We start from the raw sequence: 14874 nt of genomic DNA on the forward strand, positions 1-14874 counted from the left end.
GGGGACGCGCGACTGCCGCAAAGGAAGACCATGTCCACCATCTCCATCAAGCGCGCCCTGCTGTCGGTCTCCGACAAGACCGGCATTGTCGAGCTTTCTCAAGCACTTGCCGCAAAGGGCGTCGAGCTGGTCTCGACCGGCGGTACCGCCAGGGCGCTGCGCGACGCCGGCCTCGCTGTGCGCGACGTTAGTGAAGTTACCGGCTTTCCAGAGATGATGGACGGCCGCGTCAAGACGCTCCACCCGATGGTCCACGGCGGCCTGCTCGCGGTCCGCGACGACCCCGAGCACGCCGCGGCGATGGCCGACCATGCGATCGGCGCGATCGACCTGGTGGTGGTGAACCTCTACCCGTTCGAGGCAACCGTCGCGCGTGGCGCCGACCGCGACACGGTCATCGAGAACATCGACATCGGCGGCCCCTCGATGGTCCGCTCCGCCGCCAAGAACCACGCCTATGTCGCGATCGTCACCGACCCCGCCGATTATGCCATCGTCGCGGCCGGCGAGACGACGCTCGACCAGCGCCGCCTGTTCGCCGCCAAGGCCTTCGCCGCCACCGCCAGCTATGACGGCGCGATCGCGCGCTGGTTCGGCACCGTCGACCAGGCCGAGCCCTTCCCCGCGGTACTGCCGGTGACGATGACCCGCGCCGCCTCGCTGCGCTACGGCGAGAACCCGCACCAGTCCGCCGCTTTCTACGCCAGCAACGACGGCGTCCGCGGCATCGGCCAGGCACGCCAGGTGCAGGGCAAGGAATTGAGCTACAACAACCTCAACGACGCCGACGCCGCGCTCGAGCTGGTCGCCGAGTTCCGCGACGCCGCGCCGACCTGCGTCGTCGTCAAGCACGCCAACCCCTGCGGCGTCGCCACTGCCTCCAGCCTCGAAGCGGCCTATGCCGAGGCCTTCGCCTGCGACACCGTCTCGGCGTTCGGCGGCATCATCGCGGTCAACCGCCCACTCGACGCGGCGACGGCGAAGGCGATCACCGGCATCTTCACGGAGGTGGTCGTCGCCCCCGACGCCGACGAGGAGGCGCTGGCGCTGTTCGCCGCCAAGAAGAACCTGCGGCTGCTGCTCACCGGCGAGCTGCCCGATCCGGCGCGCGCCGGCCTGTTCGCCAAGTCGATCGCCGGCGGCTGGCTGGTGCAGGGCCGCGACAATGGTACGCCGGGCGAGCTGAAGGTCGTCACCAAGCGCGCTCCCACCGAGCAGGAGCTGGCCGACTGCCGCTTCGCCTGGACCGTCGCCAAGCACGTCAAGTCGAACGCGATCGTCTATGCCAAGGACGGCGCGACCGCCGGCGTCGGCGCGGGCCAGATGAACCGTCTGGAGTCGGCGCGCATCGCCGCGTGGAAGGCGAAGGACGCCGCCGACAAGGCTGGCTGGGCGACACCGCGGACGATCGGCTCGGCGGTCGCGTCGGACGCCTTTTTCCCCTTCGCCGACGGCCTGCTCGCCGCGGTCGAGGCGGGGGCGACCGCGGTGATCCAGCCGGGCGGCTCGATCCGCGACGAGGAAGTGATCGCCGCCGCCGACGCCGCGGGCCTCGCGATGGTCTTCACCGGCATGCGCCACTTCCGCCACTAAAGCCTATAGCCCTCCCTTGCGGGGGAGGGCTCCAAGTCTACCGGACGGGCGATCCCACGTTCGGCAAGGTGGCCTCCTCGGCATTGGGCATCTTGCCGAACAACGCCCGGTCGGCCGGGCCGAACGCCCATTTCCACAGCACGAACAGATAGGTCGCCGCAATCGCCGGTTCGCCGCCGGCGAGTTCGAGCCATTCGAACCGCGGCGGCAGCGCGGTGAACAAGCCACCGACCAGCGTCGCCGCGATCACAGCCCACAGCAGCGGCCAGCGCCACGGCGACACCGGCGCGGCGAGGATACGACCGAGCAGCGTCGCCTTCACCACCGACGTCAGTGCCACGCTGACCATCAGCGCCACCGCCGGCCCCGCCGCCTGCCACGTCGTCGGCCAGCCGAGCCGGCGCATCGCGACGATCAGCGCGAAGCTCAGCGCGATCTGCACCGCCAGCATCACCACCGAGATGATGAGGTTGCGGTGCCGCGCGGTATAGACCAGCGCCGATTCGCACACCGCGCCGGTCGAGGCGAGCACCTCCGCCGTCAGCAGGAAGCCGAGCGCGGCGCTGCCCGCGACGAATTGCGGCCCGACCACGCCCATCACCGCGCCGGCCGGAATCGACCCCATCAGCGCAAGCCCCGCCTGCGCCGCCATGATCCAGAAGGCGACCTGCCGCACCTGATGCGCGATCGCGGCGCGATCGTTGACCGCGAGGCTCTTGGTGATGACGGGGCCGAGGATCGGATCGAAGCTAGTCTTGAGCTTCTGCGGCAGGCTCGCAACCTGCTGCGCCATATAATAGATGCCGACGATCTTCGGCTCGAACATCACGCCGAGGATGAAGCGGTCGACGTTGCGGCTGCCCCATTCCAGCGCATCGGCGCCGGCGAGCGGCGCGTTGGCGCGGGCGAGTGCGAACAACTGCCCGGGATGCGGCGACCAGCCGCGCGGCAGGCCGTAGCTGCGCAGGAACGGCACGAAGCTGGCGATCAGCGCTGCGGTCATCGACGCGACATAGGACAGGACCAGCCCGTCCTTGATCGTGAAGAAGGAGAAGACCCAGGCGGCGATCGAGATCGTCCACGGTTCGACCACGGCGCGCGCGGTCACCGCCGCCTTGACGTCGTGGCGATAGGCAAGCGCCGACAGGCTGACGTCCGACCAGGCCACCGCGACGATGATGCACGGCAGGAAGCGGTCGAGCCCGGTCACCTGCGTATTGGCGTACATCACCTGCGGGAAGGCGATCAGCACCGCACTCGCCGCGATCGATAGGATGAAGGCGAGCGCCAGCGCATCCCAGACGACGCAGACATGCGGCTGATCGGACGACGACAGCGCCTGCGCGAGACCGCGCTTGAGGCCCAGTGTGGCGACCAATGCGGCGAGTTCGACCACGACGACGGCGAGTGCGAAGCGGCCGACCAGATCCGGGCCATAGAGGCGGCCGGCGATGAACAGGAACGGGATGCGCGCGGCGAGGCGCAGCACGAAGCCGGCGATATTGGTGCGCCCGCCCTTGGCGAGCGCGTCGATGTCCTTCGATTCGGTCACGGGTTGACGATCGTGAGCGTCTCGCACCCACCCTCACCCTTTCGGCGCTGCGCGCCTCCCTCCCTCTCCCGCCGGGAGAGGGAAAAGCCGCCGAAGGCGGCGAAAGGTGAGGGCGAACGCGCAACGTCAGCGATCAATGCGCCGCTCCCCAGCTCGCGCCCGTCCCGATCTCGATCCCGAGCGGCACCGACAGCGTCACCGCCGGCTGCGCCGCCTCGGCCATCACCCGCTCAATCACCGGCTTGGCCGCGTCGACGTCGCCCTCGGGCAGTTCGAACACCAGTTCGTCGTGCACCTGCAACAGCATCTGGACGTCGGGCAGCCCCGCCGCGAGCAACGCCGGCTCCATCCGCACCATCGCACGCTTGATGATATCGGCGCTGGTGCCCTGGATCGGCGCGTTGATCGCGGCGCGCTCGGCGCCCTGCCGTTCGTGCTGCACCTTGCTGCGGATGCGCGGGAAGTGCGTCTTGCGGCCGAACAGGGTGGTGGTGAAGCCGCGCTCGCGCACGCTCTGCGTCGTCTCGGCGATATACGTGTTGATGCCGGGGAAGCGCTCGAAATAGCGGTCGATCATCGCCTGCGCCTCCTCGGCGCTGACGTCGAGCCGCCCGGCGAGCCCCCAGCGGCTGATGCCGTAGAGGATCGCGAAGTTGATCGTCTTGGCGCGGCCGCGGGTGTCGCGGTTGACCTCGCCGAACAGCTCCATTGCGGTCAGGCTGTGGATGTCGTCGCCATTGGCGAAGGCGTCGCGCAGCGCCGGCACGTCGGCCATATGCGCCGCCAGCCGCAGCTCGATCTGCGAATAATCGGCGGCGAGGATGACGTTGCCCGGCTCGGCGACGAAGGCGTCGCGGATCTGCCGCCCCACCTCGGTACGGATCGGGATGTTCTGCAGATTGGGCTCGGTCGACGACAGGCGCCCGGTTTGCGCCCCGGTCAGCGAGTAACTGGTGTGGACGCGGCCGGTGCGCGGGTTGATCTGCGCCTGCAACGCATCGGTATAGGTGTTCTTGAGCTTGGTGAGCTGTCGCCAGTCGAGCACGCGCGCGGCGATCTCGGCGCCGGGCGAATCCTTGTCGGCGGCGATCCGCTCGAGCTCGGTGACGTCGGTGGAATAGACGCCGGACTTGCCCTTGCGGCCGCCCTTGATGCCCATCCGCTCGAACAGCACGTCGCCCAATTGCTTGGGGCTGCCGATCGTGAACGGCGCGCCGGCAAGACCGTGGATCACCGTCTCCAGCCCGGCGATCTGGCCGCTGAACTCGGCGGACAGGCCCGACAGGCGCTCGCGATCGACCTTGATCCCGCGCATCTCCATCCGCGCGATCACCGGCACCAGCGGCCGGTCGACCATCTCATAGACGCGCGTCGCTTCCTCGGCGGGCAGCCGCGCCTTGAAGCGCTTCCACAGCCGATAGGTGACGTCGGCATCCTCGGCGGCGTAGCGCGTCGCCGCCTTGAGATCGACCTCGTGGAAGCCGCGCTGCGTCTTGCCGGTGCCGACCACGTCCTTGAACGCGATGCAGCTATGCGACAGGTGCGTCGCCGCCAGCTCGTCCATGCCGTGGCCGTGCAGCCCGGCGTCGAGGTCGAAGCTCATCACGATCGTATCGTCGTGCGGCGCGATGGCGATGCCGTGCAGCCCGAGCACGATCATGTCGAACTTGAGATTGTGCCCGATCTTGAGCACCGACGCGTCCTCGCAGAGGACCTTCAGCCGGGCGAGCGCCGCGTCGCGCTCGATCTGCGGCGGCGTCTCGCCGAACAGGTCGCTGCCGCCGTGGCCGAGCGGGATGTAACACGCCTTGTTGGCGCCGAGCGCGAGGCTGACGCCGACCAGATCGGCGCCGGTCGCATCGGTGCCGGTCGTCTCGGTATCGATCGCCACCCAGCCCTGGTGCTGCGCCTGCACGATCCAGCGGTCGAGCGTCTCGACATCGATCACGGTTTCATAGGCGTCATGCTCGCACGGCGGGTCCGCCTCATACGGCACGGATGCGGGCGCGGGGACGGGATCGTCGGCGACCTGGCCGAGCTTGGCGAGCAGGGTGCGGAAGCCGTGATGTTCAAGGAAGGCGCGCAACGGCGCGTCGGGAATGCCTTTAAGCTCCAGCTCCTCGAGCGGTTCGGGCAGTGCGACGTCGCAGCGCAGCGAGACGAGCTCGCGACTCAGCCGCGCCATGCCGGCGTGCTCGATCAGATTGTCGCGCAGCTTGCCCTTCTTCATCCCCTCCGCGGCGGCGAGGACCGATTCAAGATCGCCATGTTCGAGGATCAGCTTGGCGGCGGTCTTCGGGCCGACGCCGGGAACGCCGGGTACGTTGTCGACGCTGTCGCCCATCAGCGCGAGCACGTCGCCCAATTGCGTCGGCGCGATGCCGAAGAACTTCTCGGCGACATGCTCAGCGCCGAGCCGCCGGTTGTTCATCGTGTCGTAGAGGTCGAGGCCGGGCTCGATGAGCTGCATCAGGTCCTTGTCGGAACTGACGATCGTCACCGACCAGCCCTGTGCCAGCGCCGCCTTGGCGTAGCAGGCGATGATGTCGTCGGCCTCCAGCCCCTCGGTCTCGATACACGGCAGCGAGAAGGCGCGGGTGGCGTCGCGGATCATCGGGAACTGCGGGACCAGATCCTCGGGCGGCGGCGGCCGGTGCGCTTTATATTGATCGTACAGATCGTTGCGGAAGGTCTTCGACGATTTGTCGAGGATCACCGCCATATGCGTCGGCCCCTCCGCCGCGTGCAGCTCGTCGGCGAGCTTCCACAGCATCGCGGTATAGCCATAGACGGCACCGACCGGCTCGCCGTGCTTGTTGGTGAGCGGCGGCAGGCGATGATAGGCGCGGAAGATATAGCCCGAGCCGTCGACGAGATAGAGATGGGGCATCGTGGCTGCGTTTACCCGATCGGCCGGGCGGCACCAACCTCTGCTTGGAATGGACGCCGGGTTTGGCGGAGTGTGGCTTTGGGGTAACAGGGCCTTAATCATCCCGACGTTCGCCGGGATGACGATAGGGGTCAGGCTCCCGTCGCCCCGCCCCCCGCATAATTCGCCACCGCCGCCGCGACCGACTGGATCAGCTGCTGCCGTTCGCGGATCGGCCGTCGCGAATCGCCGATCATCACCGCGATCGCATAGCGGCGTCCGTCCGGCGCGGTGAGCAGGCCGACGTCGTTGAAGCCGGCATTGCGGCCGCCGAGATCCTGCCCGGTGCCGGTCTTGTGCGCGATCTGCCAGCCGGCGGGCAAAGCGGCGCGCAGCCGGGCGCGGCCGGTGACCGAGGCGCCCATCGTATCGAGCAGGATGCGCGTCGAGGTCTCGGTGAACAGCTCGCCACGCGCCAGCCGCGACAGCGCGTCGGCGATCGCGAGTGGTGCCGCGCCGTCCGGCGGATCGTTGACATAAGCGTCGAGCGCCGCGGTGCGCGCCTCCGGCGACAGGCGCGAACGTGCCGCCTCGAAGCCGCCGCCGACCGCCATCGACTGGTTCCACGTCAGCCCCGCGGTCCTCGACTGGAGCAGGCGCTCGCCGGGGCCGAAGCGGATGTCGCCCAATTGTTTGCGCTCGATCATCGCACGCACCGCGGCGGGACCGCCGACATAGGTGAGCAAGCGGTCGTTGGCGGTATTGTCGCTGTGCGTCAGCGCACGGGTGAGCAGTTCGCCGACGGTGGTGTGATAGCCGTCGCCCTTGACCAGCATCGCGATCGGCTGGTGGAACAGCGTCAAATCCTCGGGCCGGACGACGACGGGATCGTCGAGCCGCGCCTTGCCCTGGTCGCGCAGGTCCATCAGCGTCATCGCAACCCACAATTTGCTTACCGACTGCTGCGGCAGGCGCGTCCGCGCCCCCGGCGAGGTCACCGTCCAGCCCGCGTCGACGGCGCGGATCGCGATGCCGAACTTGCCGTCGAAATTGCGCGCGAGCGCGTCGATCGCGCTGGTCAGCTGTGCCGGTGCCACCCGGCGCGGCGGCGGTGCGGCGGCGGGGATCGGAATCGACACCGCGAGCGCCGGCGTCTCGGCGGGGGCGGGGCCGCTGCCGATCGGCCGCGAGGTCGAGCCGCAGCCGGCGAGGGCGGCGCAACTGGCGATCATCAGGATCGATCGGGCCGGACGGCCATACGCTATCATACGGGAATAGGGGCCTCAGCTGGCAAGGCGACAATCCTTATCGGAGGAACGGGGCGGAGGAACCGGCGATCGGGTCGGCTGCGACGAACCGCGGCACCGGTACGGCGAAACGCGGGGCACCATTGCCGCGGCCCGTCCGTTACTGCCGCAATCGGGCAATCAGGACGACCGCCATGGCACAGATGACCAGCGACTTTTTCGTGGACCGGCTGAAAGCCTGGGGCGTGACCCGCATCTACGGCTATTCGGGCGACGGCATCAACGGCGTTCTCGGCGCGCTGCAACGCGCGGAGAAGGCGGGCGAGGGCATCGAGTTCATCCAGGTCCGCCACGAGGAAATGGCTGCGTTCATGGCGAGCGCGCATGCCAAGTTCACCGGCGAGCTTGGCGTTTGCCTGTCCACCGGCGGCCCCGGCGCGACGCATCTGCTCACTGGCCTGTACGACGCCAAGCTCGATCATGCGCCGGTGCTGGCGATCGCCGGCCAGGCCGAGACGACGGTGCGCGGCGCGAGCTACCAGCAGGAGCTCAACCTCGACCGCATCTTCGCCGACGTCGCCGATTACGTGCAGGAGGCGACCGCGCCGGCGCAGGTCCGCCACGTCACCGACCGCTCGATCCGCATCGCGGTGGCGGGCAATGGCGTCGGCGTGATCGTGCTGCCCAAGGACGTGCAGGACGAACCCTATGAGGACCCCAAGGTCAAGCACGGCTTCACCCGTTCGGGAGTCGGCTACAGCCGGCCGCTGATCGTGCCGCAGCCGCGCGACCTCGCCCGCGCCGCGGAGGTGCTCAATGCCGGCGAGAAGGTCGCGATCCTGATCGGTGCCGGCGCGCGCGACGGTGCCGAGGCGGTGGTGCGTGTCGCCGACCTGCTCGGCGCGGGTGTCGCCAAGGCGCTGCTCGGCAAGGACGTGCTGTCCGACGAACTGCCCTTCGTCACCGGCGCGATCGGCCTTCTCGGCACCAAGCCGTCATGGGACATGATGCAGGGCGCCGACACGCTGCTGATGATCGGCACCGGCTTTCCCTGGGCGGAGTTCCTGCCGCCCGACGGCAAGGTCCGCGCGGTGCAGATCGACGTCGACGCCGGCATGCTCGGGCTGCGCTATCCGACCGAGGTCAATCTGCACGGCGGCGCGCGCGAGACGCTGGAGGCGCTGATCCCGCTGCTCCACGCCAAGCCCGACCGTAGCTGGCGCGAGACGATCGAGGCGGGCGTCGTCGACTGGTGGCAGACGCTGGAAGCGCGTGCGATGGCCGAGGCCAAACCGGTCAACCCGCAGCGCGTGGTGTGGGAGATGTCACCGCAGCTGCCCGCGAATGCGATCGTCACCTCGGACAGCGGATCGTGCTGCAACTGGTATGCGCGCGACTTCAAGCTGAAGCAGGGACAGCGTGCGTCGCTGTCCGGCGGGCTCGCGTCGATGGGTGCGGCGGTGCCCTATGCAATCGCGGCGAAGTTCGCGCATCCCGAGCGGCCGGTGGTGGCGCTGGTCGGCGACGGGGCGATGCAGATGAACAATCTCGCCGAGATGATCACCGTCCAGAAATATTGGCAGCGCTGGGCCGATCCGCGTTTCATCGTCTGCGTGTTCAACAACGAGGACCTCAACGAGGTCACGTGGGAGCAGCGCGTGATGGAGGGCAATCCGCGCTTCCCGACGACGCAGGACCTGCCCGACGTGCCCTATGCGCGCTTCGCCGAGCTGATCGGGCTGAAGGGCATCTTCGTCGAGCGACCCGAGGATCTGGCGGGGGCCTGGGCGGCGGCGCTGGCCTCCGACCGGCCGGTGATCCTCGAGGTGAAGACCGATCCCGAGGTCGCGCCGCTGCCGCCGCATCTGACGTTGGCGCAGGCCAAGGCATTCATGTCGTCGATGGCCAAGGGCGACCGCGGCGCCGGCCGGGTGATCGCCGAGACGGCACGGCAATTGTTCAAGGAGGTGACCGGCTGAGGGCGGCGATCGCTTCCCTTACGGGACCAGCACCGTATCGACCGCCTCCGGCAGCGTCTCGGGATAGTCGAGCGTATAATGCAGTCCGCGGCTCTCGTGCCGGTGCAGCGCCGAGCGGACGATCAGCGCGGCGGTCTGCAACAGGTTGCGCAGCTCGATCAGATCTGGGGTGACGCGGAAATGGCCGTAATAATCCGCCACCTCCTCGGTCAGCATCTGGATGCGGTGCTGCGCGCGTTCGAGCCGCTTGGTGGTGCGGACGATGCCGACGTAATTCCACATGAAGCGGCGGATCTCGGTCCAGTTCTGCTTGATCACCACCTCCTCGTCCGAATCGGCGACGCGGCTCTCGTCCCATGGGCGGATCACCGGCACCGGCGGCAGCCCGTCCCAATGCGCGGCGATATGGTCGGCGCAGGCCTCGCCGAACACGAAACATTCGAGCAGGCTGTTCGAGGCGAGCCGGTTGGCGCCGTGCAGCCCGCTCTCGGTGCACTCGCCCGCGGCATAGAGGCCGGGCAGATCGGTGCGGCCGTCGCGGTCGATGACGATGCCGCCGCAGGTGTAATGCTGCGCCGGCACCACCGGGATCGGCTGCGTCGTCATGTCGATGCCGAGGCCGCGTAACTTCTCATAGATGTTGGGAAAATGGCCGCGGACGAAATCGGCGGGCTGGTGGCTGATGTCGAGATGGACGTAATCGAGGCCGTAGCGCTTGATCTCGGCGTCGATCGCGCGCGCGACCACGTCGCGCGGCGCCAGCTCCATCCGCTCGGCATCATAGTAGGACATGAAGCGCTTGCCGGTGGTCGGGTTAATCAGCCGCCCGCCCTCGCCGCGCACCGCCTCGGTGATCAGGAAGTTCTTGGCCTCAAGATGGTAGAGGCAGGTCGGGTGGAATTGCATCATCTCCATATTGGAGACGCGCGCACCCGCCCGCCATGCCATCGCGATGCCGTCGCCGGTCGCGCCGCGCGGCGCGGTGGAGAAGAGATAGGTGCGCCCCGCGCCACCGGTGGCGAGCACCGTCGCCTTTGCGGTGTAGAGCGTGACGCGGCCGGTGCCGCGATCCACCGCATAGACGCCCCAGACGTTGCCGGCGCCCGAATAGCGCTGCTCGTGGCGGCTGGTGGCGAGGTCGATCGCGACCTGATCGGGAACGAGCGTGATATTGGGATGCGCCTCGGCGGCGCGTTGCAGCGCCTCCTGCACCGCCCAGCCAGTCGCGTCCGCGACATGGACGATGCGGCGATGGCTGTGGCCGCCCTCGCGGGTGAGATGGAGCGTATTTCCTTCGGTGGCGAAGGGGACGCCGAGCTGCGTCAGTCGCTCGATCGCGGCGGGGGCGCCCTCGACGACGAATTCGACAATATCGCGGTCGTTGAGGCCGGCCCCGGCGACCATCGTATCCTCGACGTGATTGTCGAACGTATCGCCGGGTTCGAGCACCGCGGCGATCCCGCCCTGCGCCCAGGCGGTCGACCCTTCGTTGAGCGCGCCCTTGGCGAGCACAGTGACCCTGAACCGTTCCGCGAGATTGAGCGCCGCGGTGAGCCCCGCGGCGCCCGAGCCGACGATGAGGACGTCGCTGTTGCGGGTCGCTTCGGTCACGCGTTGCTGGCGCGCGTCAGGCTGAGGAACACGTCCTCCAGATCGGGCTCCTTGGTCGAGACGTCGACGATGCCGAAGCCGTCGTGCTGGACCGCGGCGAGCACCTCGCCGGCGTTGACCCGGTCCTTGGCATAGGTGATCTCCAGCGTCCGCGCGCCCTTCAGCACGATCTTGCCGAAACAGGCGTTGACCGGCAGCGTCGCGACGTCGCGGTCGACGGTGACCGCCACCACCTTTTCCTGCGCCTTGCCGACCAGCTCCCGGGTCGGTTCGTTGGCGATCAGCCGGCCGTGATTGATGATCGCGATCCGGTCGCACAATTCCTCGGCCTCCTCGAGGTAGTGCGTGGTCAGCACCACGGTGACGCCGGCGTCGTTCAACTGGCGGACATAGGCCCAGAGCTGCTGGCGCAATTCGATGTCGACGCCCGCGGTCGGCTCGTCGAGCACCAGCACCGGCGGCGAATGGACCATCGCCTTGGCGACCATCAGCCGCCGCTTCATGCCGCCCGACAAGGTGCGGGCATAAGCCTTCGCCTTGTCCTCCAGATGCACCGCGCGCAGCAATTCCATGCTGCGCCGCTGGCCCTTGGGGACGCCGTACAGGCCCGCCTGGATCTCCAGCGTCTCGATCGGCGTGAAGAAGGGGTCGAACAGGATCTCCTGATTGACGATGCCGATCGACGCCTTGGCGTTGCGCGGCTGCGCGTCGATGTCGAAGCCCCAGATCTCGGCGCTGCCCTCGGTCTTGTTGACCAGCCCCGCGAGGATGTTGATCAGCGTCGACTTGCCCGCGCCATTGGGGCCGAGCAGGCCGAAGATCTGCCCCCGCGGCACATCGAAACTGACCCCGTCGAGCGCGCGCTTGCCGCCCTGATAGGTCTTGCAGAGGTTCTGGATGCGGATCGCGGCCTCGGTCATGCAGGCGGAATACGCGGATCGTGATGGGGTGCAACCCATTCCTCCCCGCCGCGGCGGTCCCCCTCCCCGCGTCGGGAGGATTGAAGCGGCTCGCGCGTCTTGCTATCCGCCTCCGCATGATCCCGCCGCCCGAAACCATCCGCGTCTCGCAACGCCGTGTCGCCTGTGACGGCGCTACCGATATTCCGGGTGGCGCCGCGCTCGGCCATCCGCGCGTCTTCCTGCAGATCGACGACGAGGGCTATGTCGATTGCGGCTATTGCGATCGGCGCTTCGTGCTGATCGGCGGACCCGCCGACGGCGCCGACCAGTCGAAATTGCCCGATCATCCGGATGGCGCCAGCGTTTAACGCCCCTATATCGGGGGCATGACTGTAGCCGCCGATCCCCGCTCGTTCCTCTACCGCGACACTCTGTCGCCTGACGCCGCGCTCCGCCTGACCGCGGATGCGCTCGGCCGGGCCGATGATGGCGAGCTGTTCCTGCAATATCGCAAGGCCGAGGCGTTCGGCTTCGACGACGGCCGGCTGAAGACGGCAAGCTACGACACCAACGCCGGTTTCGGCCTGCGCGCGGTGTCGGGCGAAATGACCGCCTTCGCGCACGCCAACGAACTGTCGGAGGCAGCGATCCGCCGCGCCGGCGAGACGATGGCGCTGATCGATCCGACGACGAGCGCCAAGGCGCCGCCGCCGCAGGGCAACAACCGCCACCTCTATACCGACGCCGATCCGCTGGACCTGGTGCCGTTCGCCGACAAGGTGAACCTGTGCCAGACGATCGACGCCGCGGCGCGGGCGCGCGATCCGCGCGTCGCGCAGGTCTCGGTCGGCCTGTCCGGCACGTGGAGCGTGGTCGAGATCGTCCGCCCCGACGGCTTCGTCGCCACCGACGTGCGACCGCTCGTGCGGCTCAACATCCAGATCGTCGTCGAACAGAACGGCCGCCGCGAGACCGGCACGTTCGGCATCGGCGGGCGCTATCTCTACGATCGATTGTTCGACGCGACGGTGTGGAACCGCGGCATCGATGAGGCGCTGGCGCATGCGCTCGTCAATCTCGACTCGGTGGCGGCGCCGGCGGGCGAGATGACCGTGCTGCTCGGGCCGGGCTGGCCGGGGATCGTGTTGCACGAGGCGATCGGCCATGGCCTTGAAGGCGACTTCAATCGCAAGGGCACCAGCGCCTTCTCGGGGCGGATCGGCGAGCGCGTCGCAGCGCCGGGCGTCACCGTGGTCGACGACGGCTCGCTTCCCGACCGACGCGGCTCGCTGTCGATCGACGACGAGGGCACGCCGACGTCGGAGACGGTGCTGATCGAGGACGGCATCCTCAAGGGCTATATGCAGGACCGGCTCAACGCGCGGCTGATGGGTGTCGCGCCGACCGGCAACGGCCGCCGCGAGAGCTTCGCGCATGCGCCGATGCCGCGGATGACCAACACTTTCATGAAGGGCGGCACCGACGATCCCGCCGAGCTGCTGAGCCGGGTGAAGCGCGGCATCTTCGCCAAGAGCTTCGGCGGCGGACAGGTCGATATCGTCTCGGGCAAGTTCGTGTTTTCCTGCACCGAGGCGTATCTGATTGAGAACGGCCGGATCGGCGCGCCGATCAAGGGCGCGACGCTGATCGGCGACGGCCCGACGGTGCTGACCAAGGTTGCCGGGATCGGCAACGACTTCGCGCTCGACGAAGGGATCGGCGTCTGCGGCAAGGGCGGGCAGAGCGTGCCGGCCGGCGTCGGTCAGCCGACGCTGCTCGTCGACGGGCTGACGGTGGGCGGGACCGCGACCTGACCGTCCGTTTCAATAGCCGCTGAGTACCATATCGAGAGCGCCTTTGATGACATAGTCGTGCTCGCCGAGCGATGCTTTCACCCGCCCGAGCGAACGGGATGGTACGGCGGACACCAGTTGTGGCGCGAGCAATAGTCTTTGGCCGTCGATCTGGAACATCGGATGCATACGCGAGCGCCCGACGGGTAATTCATCCTCCGGGAGGAGTGGCGCGACAAGGGTCGTTGGATAGCCAGACAGCAGATCCGATTGAAGGTTGATGACCATCGTTCCGTCCGGGAGGATATGGACGTCAAACTGCGCCATTCACCAGCAGCGATATCTCTCGAGCGGCAGACCGTTCTTTTCTATCCAGCGGTTCCACCCATCGATGGCTTCGCGATTCCCCTCTTTCCACCGACGATCGAGCTCGCGCTTCAGAGCATCGCGCATGACTTCGAGATCGGCGTCGTGAGCGACGTCGAAGCGCTTTGCCTCGGCACGGACCTCCGATTCGGTCATCTGGCGCGTGCTTTTCGACGGCAGGTCGAGTGTGCTTGCCATGGCCGAATGATATGTCTGATGGTGATGCGGGTCAACGCTCGCCCGCGCTGATGCGAACGATGCAAGGAAGCCGATGAGCCTCGTCGAACTGGGTCGCTACGAACGCAACCTCGCCAATATCATCGTCGGGCGGCTCGACTCCGAGGGGATCGATGCGATCGCCTTCGACGGCGGGGCGAGCATCGCCGACGGCAGCTATCTGCTGATCCCGGTACGGGTGATGGTCGATGACGAAGATGTCGATGCCGCCAAAGCGATCGTCGATGCTGCCCAATTTTAAGGCAGTCTCTCGCATCTGCACAATTATCTAACGGGCAAACCCCACGACGCGTCACAAAGCGCGCCTATATCTCCCTTTCAGCGATTGGCACGATGATTGCGACGTGCCCCTCGGACAATCGAGGGGGCAGGGATGAAGCTGGTCATTGCGATCATCAAGCCGTTCAAGCTCGACGAGGTGAGGGAAGCGCTCACCACGTTGGGGGTGGCGGGAATGACGGTTACCGAGGTCAAGGGGTTCGGCCGTCAGAAGGGCCAGACCGAAATCTACCGCGGCGCCGAATACAGCACCAACATGGTGCCCAAGATCAAGATCGAGGTGGTCTGTCCGGGCGATCTCGCCGACCGCGTCGTCGAGGCGGTGCAGGCGTCGGCGAACACCGGCGCGATCGGCGACGGCAAGATCTTCGTGCTCGATGTCGGTCAGGCGGTGCGCATCCGCACCGGCGAAACCGACGATTCGGCGCTCTGAGGGGGGTAACAGG

13 protein-coding genes are annotated in these 14874 nt (G+C 67.8%); 6 read left to right on the plus strand and 7 right to left on the minus strand.

Features of this window, described 5'->3' with window-relative positions; translation table 11 throughout:
- Positions 1-30: 30 nt before the first annotated feature.
- Complete coding sequence (purH, locus tag AC07UH_RS01870; protein WP_495179524.1) at positions 31-1593, plus strand: bifunctional phosphoribosylaminoimidazolecarboxamide formyltransferase/IMP cyclohydrolase; 1563 nt, start codon at positions 31-33, stop codon at positions 1591-1593.
- Between the two features lie 37 nt (positions 1594-1630).
- On the opposite strand, the gene AC07UH_RS01875 is transcribed toward purH, so the two are convergent.
- The 3 genes from AC07UH_RS01875 to AC07UH_RS01885 form a co-directional block, all read right to left on the minus strand.
- Positions 1631-3145 (minus strand): lipopolysaccharide biosynthesis protein, encoded by a 1515-nt coding sequence (locus AC07UH_RS01875; protein WP_495179523.1) that lies wholly within the window; start codon positions 3143-3145, stop codon positions 1631-1633.
- A 133-nt stretch (positions 3146-3278) separates the two neighbouring features.
- Positions 3279-6035: a DNA polymerase I gene (polA, locus tag AC07UH_RS01880; protein ID WP_495179522.1), complete on the minus strand. Its 2757-nt coding sequence runs from the start codon at positions 6033-6035 to the stop codon at positions 3279-3281.
- A gap of 131 nt (positions 6036-6166) precedes the next feature.
- Positions 6167-7246, minus strand: a complete 1080-nt coding sequence (locus tag AC07UH_RS01885; RefSeq protein WP_495179521.1) for a serine hydrolase — start codon at positions 7244-7246, stop codon at positions 6167-6169.
- 209 nt (positions 7247-7455) lie between these two features.
- On the opposite strand from AC07UH_RS01885, the gene AC07UH_RS01890 reads away from it, so the two are divergent.
- Positions 7456-9240 (plus strand): thiamine pyrophosphate-requiring protein, encoded by a 1785-nt coding sequence (locus AC07UH_RS01890; RefSeq protein ID WP_495179520.1) that lies wholly within the window; start codon positions 7456-7458, stop codon positions 9238-9240.
- Positions 9241-9258: 18 nt separating this feature from the next.
- On the opposite strand, the gene nadB is transcribed toward AC07UH_RS01890, so the two are convergent.
- Positions 9259-10851, minus strand: a complete 1593-nt coding sequence (gene nadB / locus AC07UH_RS01895) for an L-aspartate oxidase (protein ID WP_495179519.1) — start codon at positions 10849-10851, stop codon at positions 9259-9261.
- Complete coding sequence (locus AC07UH_RS01900; RefSeq protein ID WP_137898402.1) at positions 10848-11771, minus strand: ABC transporter ATP-binding protein; 924 nt, start codon at positions 11769-11771, stop codon at positions 10848-10850. The genes nadB and AC07UH_RS01900 overlap by 4 nt, the downstream gene beginning before the upstream one ends.
- 116 nt (positions 11772-11887) lie before the next feature.
- On the opposite strand from AC07UH_RS01900, the gene AC07UH_RS01905 reads away from it, so the two are divergent.
- Positions 11888-12121 (plus strand): zinc-finger domain-containing protein, encoded by a 234-nt coding sequence (locus AC07UH_RS01905; RefSeq protein WP_038664196.1) that lies wholly within the window; start codon positions 11888-11890, stop codon positions 12119-12121.
- An 18-nt stretch (positions 12122-12139) separates the two neighbouring features.
- Complete coding sequence (gene tldD, locus AC07UH_RS01910; RefSeq protein ID WP_495179518.1) at positions 12140-13567, plus strand: metalloprotease TldD; 1428 nt, start codon at positions 12140-12142, stop codon at positions 13565-13567.
- A 9-nt stretch (positions 13568-13576) separates the two neighbouring features.
- Here tldD and AC07UH_RS01915 read toward each other — a convergent pair whose 3' ends face one another.
- Both AC07UH_RS01915 and AC07UH_RS01920 read right to left on the minus strand, forming a co-directional pair.
- Positions 13577-13873, minus strand: coding sequence for a CcdB family protein (locus AC07UH_RS01915; RefSeq protein ID WP_495179517.1), 297 nt, complete (start codon positions 13871-13873; stop codon positions 13577-13579).
- Entirely contained in the window at positions 13874-14110 is a 237-nt protein-coding gene (locus tag AC07UH_RS01920; protein WP_495179516.1) for a type II toxin-antitoxin system CcdA family antitoxin, read from the minus strand.
- A gap of 73 nt (positions 14111-14183) precedes the next feature.
- Between AC07UH_RS01920 and AC07UH_RS01925 the strand changes: the two genes are divergently transcribed.
- Positions 14184-14390: a putative signal transducing protein gene (locus AC07UH_RS01925; RefSeq protein ID WP_495179515.1), complete on the plus strand. Its 207-nt coding sequence runs from the start codon at positions 14184-14186 to the stop codon at positions 14388-14390.
- 132 nt (positions 14391-14522) lie between these two features.
- A complete protein-coding gene (locus tag AC07UH_RS01930) occupies positions 14523-14861 on the plus strand; it encodes a P-II family nitrogen regulator (RefSeq protein WP_137898404.1) in 339 nt (112 codons plus the stop codon).
- The last annotated feature ends 13 nt before the right edge of the window (positions 14862-14874 follow it).

The organism is Sphingomonas sp. GW821-FHT04B01 (assembly GCF_059420425.1).

Excerpts from the sequence above, each read along its gene's own strand:
- AC07UH_RS01915 (WP_495179517.1), bottom strand. The coding sequence starts at position 13,873 with ATGGCGCAGTTTGACGTCCATATCCTCCCGGACGGAACGATGGTCATC.
- polA (WP_495179522.1), bottom strand. The coding sequence starts at position 6,035 with ATGCCCCATCTCTATCTCGTCGACGGCTCGGGCTATATCTTCCGCGCC.
- AC07UH_RS01900 (WP_137898402.1), bottom strand. The coding sequence starts at position 11,771 with ATGACCGAGGCCGCGATCCGCATCCAGAACCTCTGCAAGACCTATCAG.
- purH (WP_495179524.1), top strand. The coding sequence starts at position 31 with ATGTCCACCATCTCCATCAAGCGCGCCCTGCTGTCGGTCTCCGACAAG.
- AC07UH_RS01890 (WP_495179520.1), top strand. The coding sequence starts at position 7,456 with ATGGCACAGATGACCAGCGACTTTTTCGTGGACCGGCTGAAAGCCTGG.
- AC07UH_RS01920 (WP_495179516.1), bottom strand. The coding sequence starts at position 14,110 with ATGGCAAGCACACTCGACCTGCCGTCGAAAAGCACGCGCCAGATGACC.
- AC07UH_RS01930 (WP_137898404.1), top strand. The coding sequence starts at position 14,523 with ATGAAGCTGGTCATTGCGATCATCAAGCCGTTCAAGCTCGACGAGGTG.
- AC07UH_RS01905 (WP_038664196.1), top strand. The coding sequence starts at position 11,888 with ATGATCCCGCCGCCCGAAACCATCCGCGTCTCGCAACGCCGTGTCGCC.
- AC07UH_RS01925 (WP_495179515.1), top strand. The coding sequence starts at position 14,184 with ATGAGCCTCGTCGAACTGGGTCGCTACGAACGCAACCTCGCCAATATC.
- AC07UH_RS01885 (WP_495179521.1), bottom strand. The coding sequence starts at position 7,246 with ATGATCGCCAGTTGCGCCGCCCTCGCCGGCTGCGGCTCGACCTCGCGG.
- tldD (WP_495179518.1), top strand. The coding sequence starts at position 12,140 with ATGACTGTAGCCGCCGATCCCCGCTCGTTCCTCTACCGCGACACTCTG.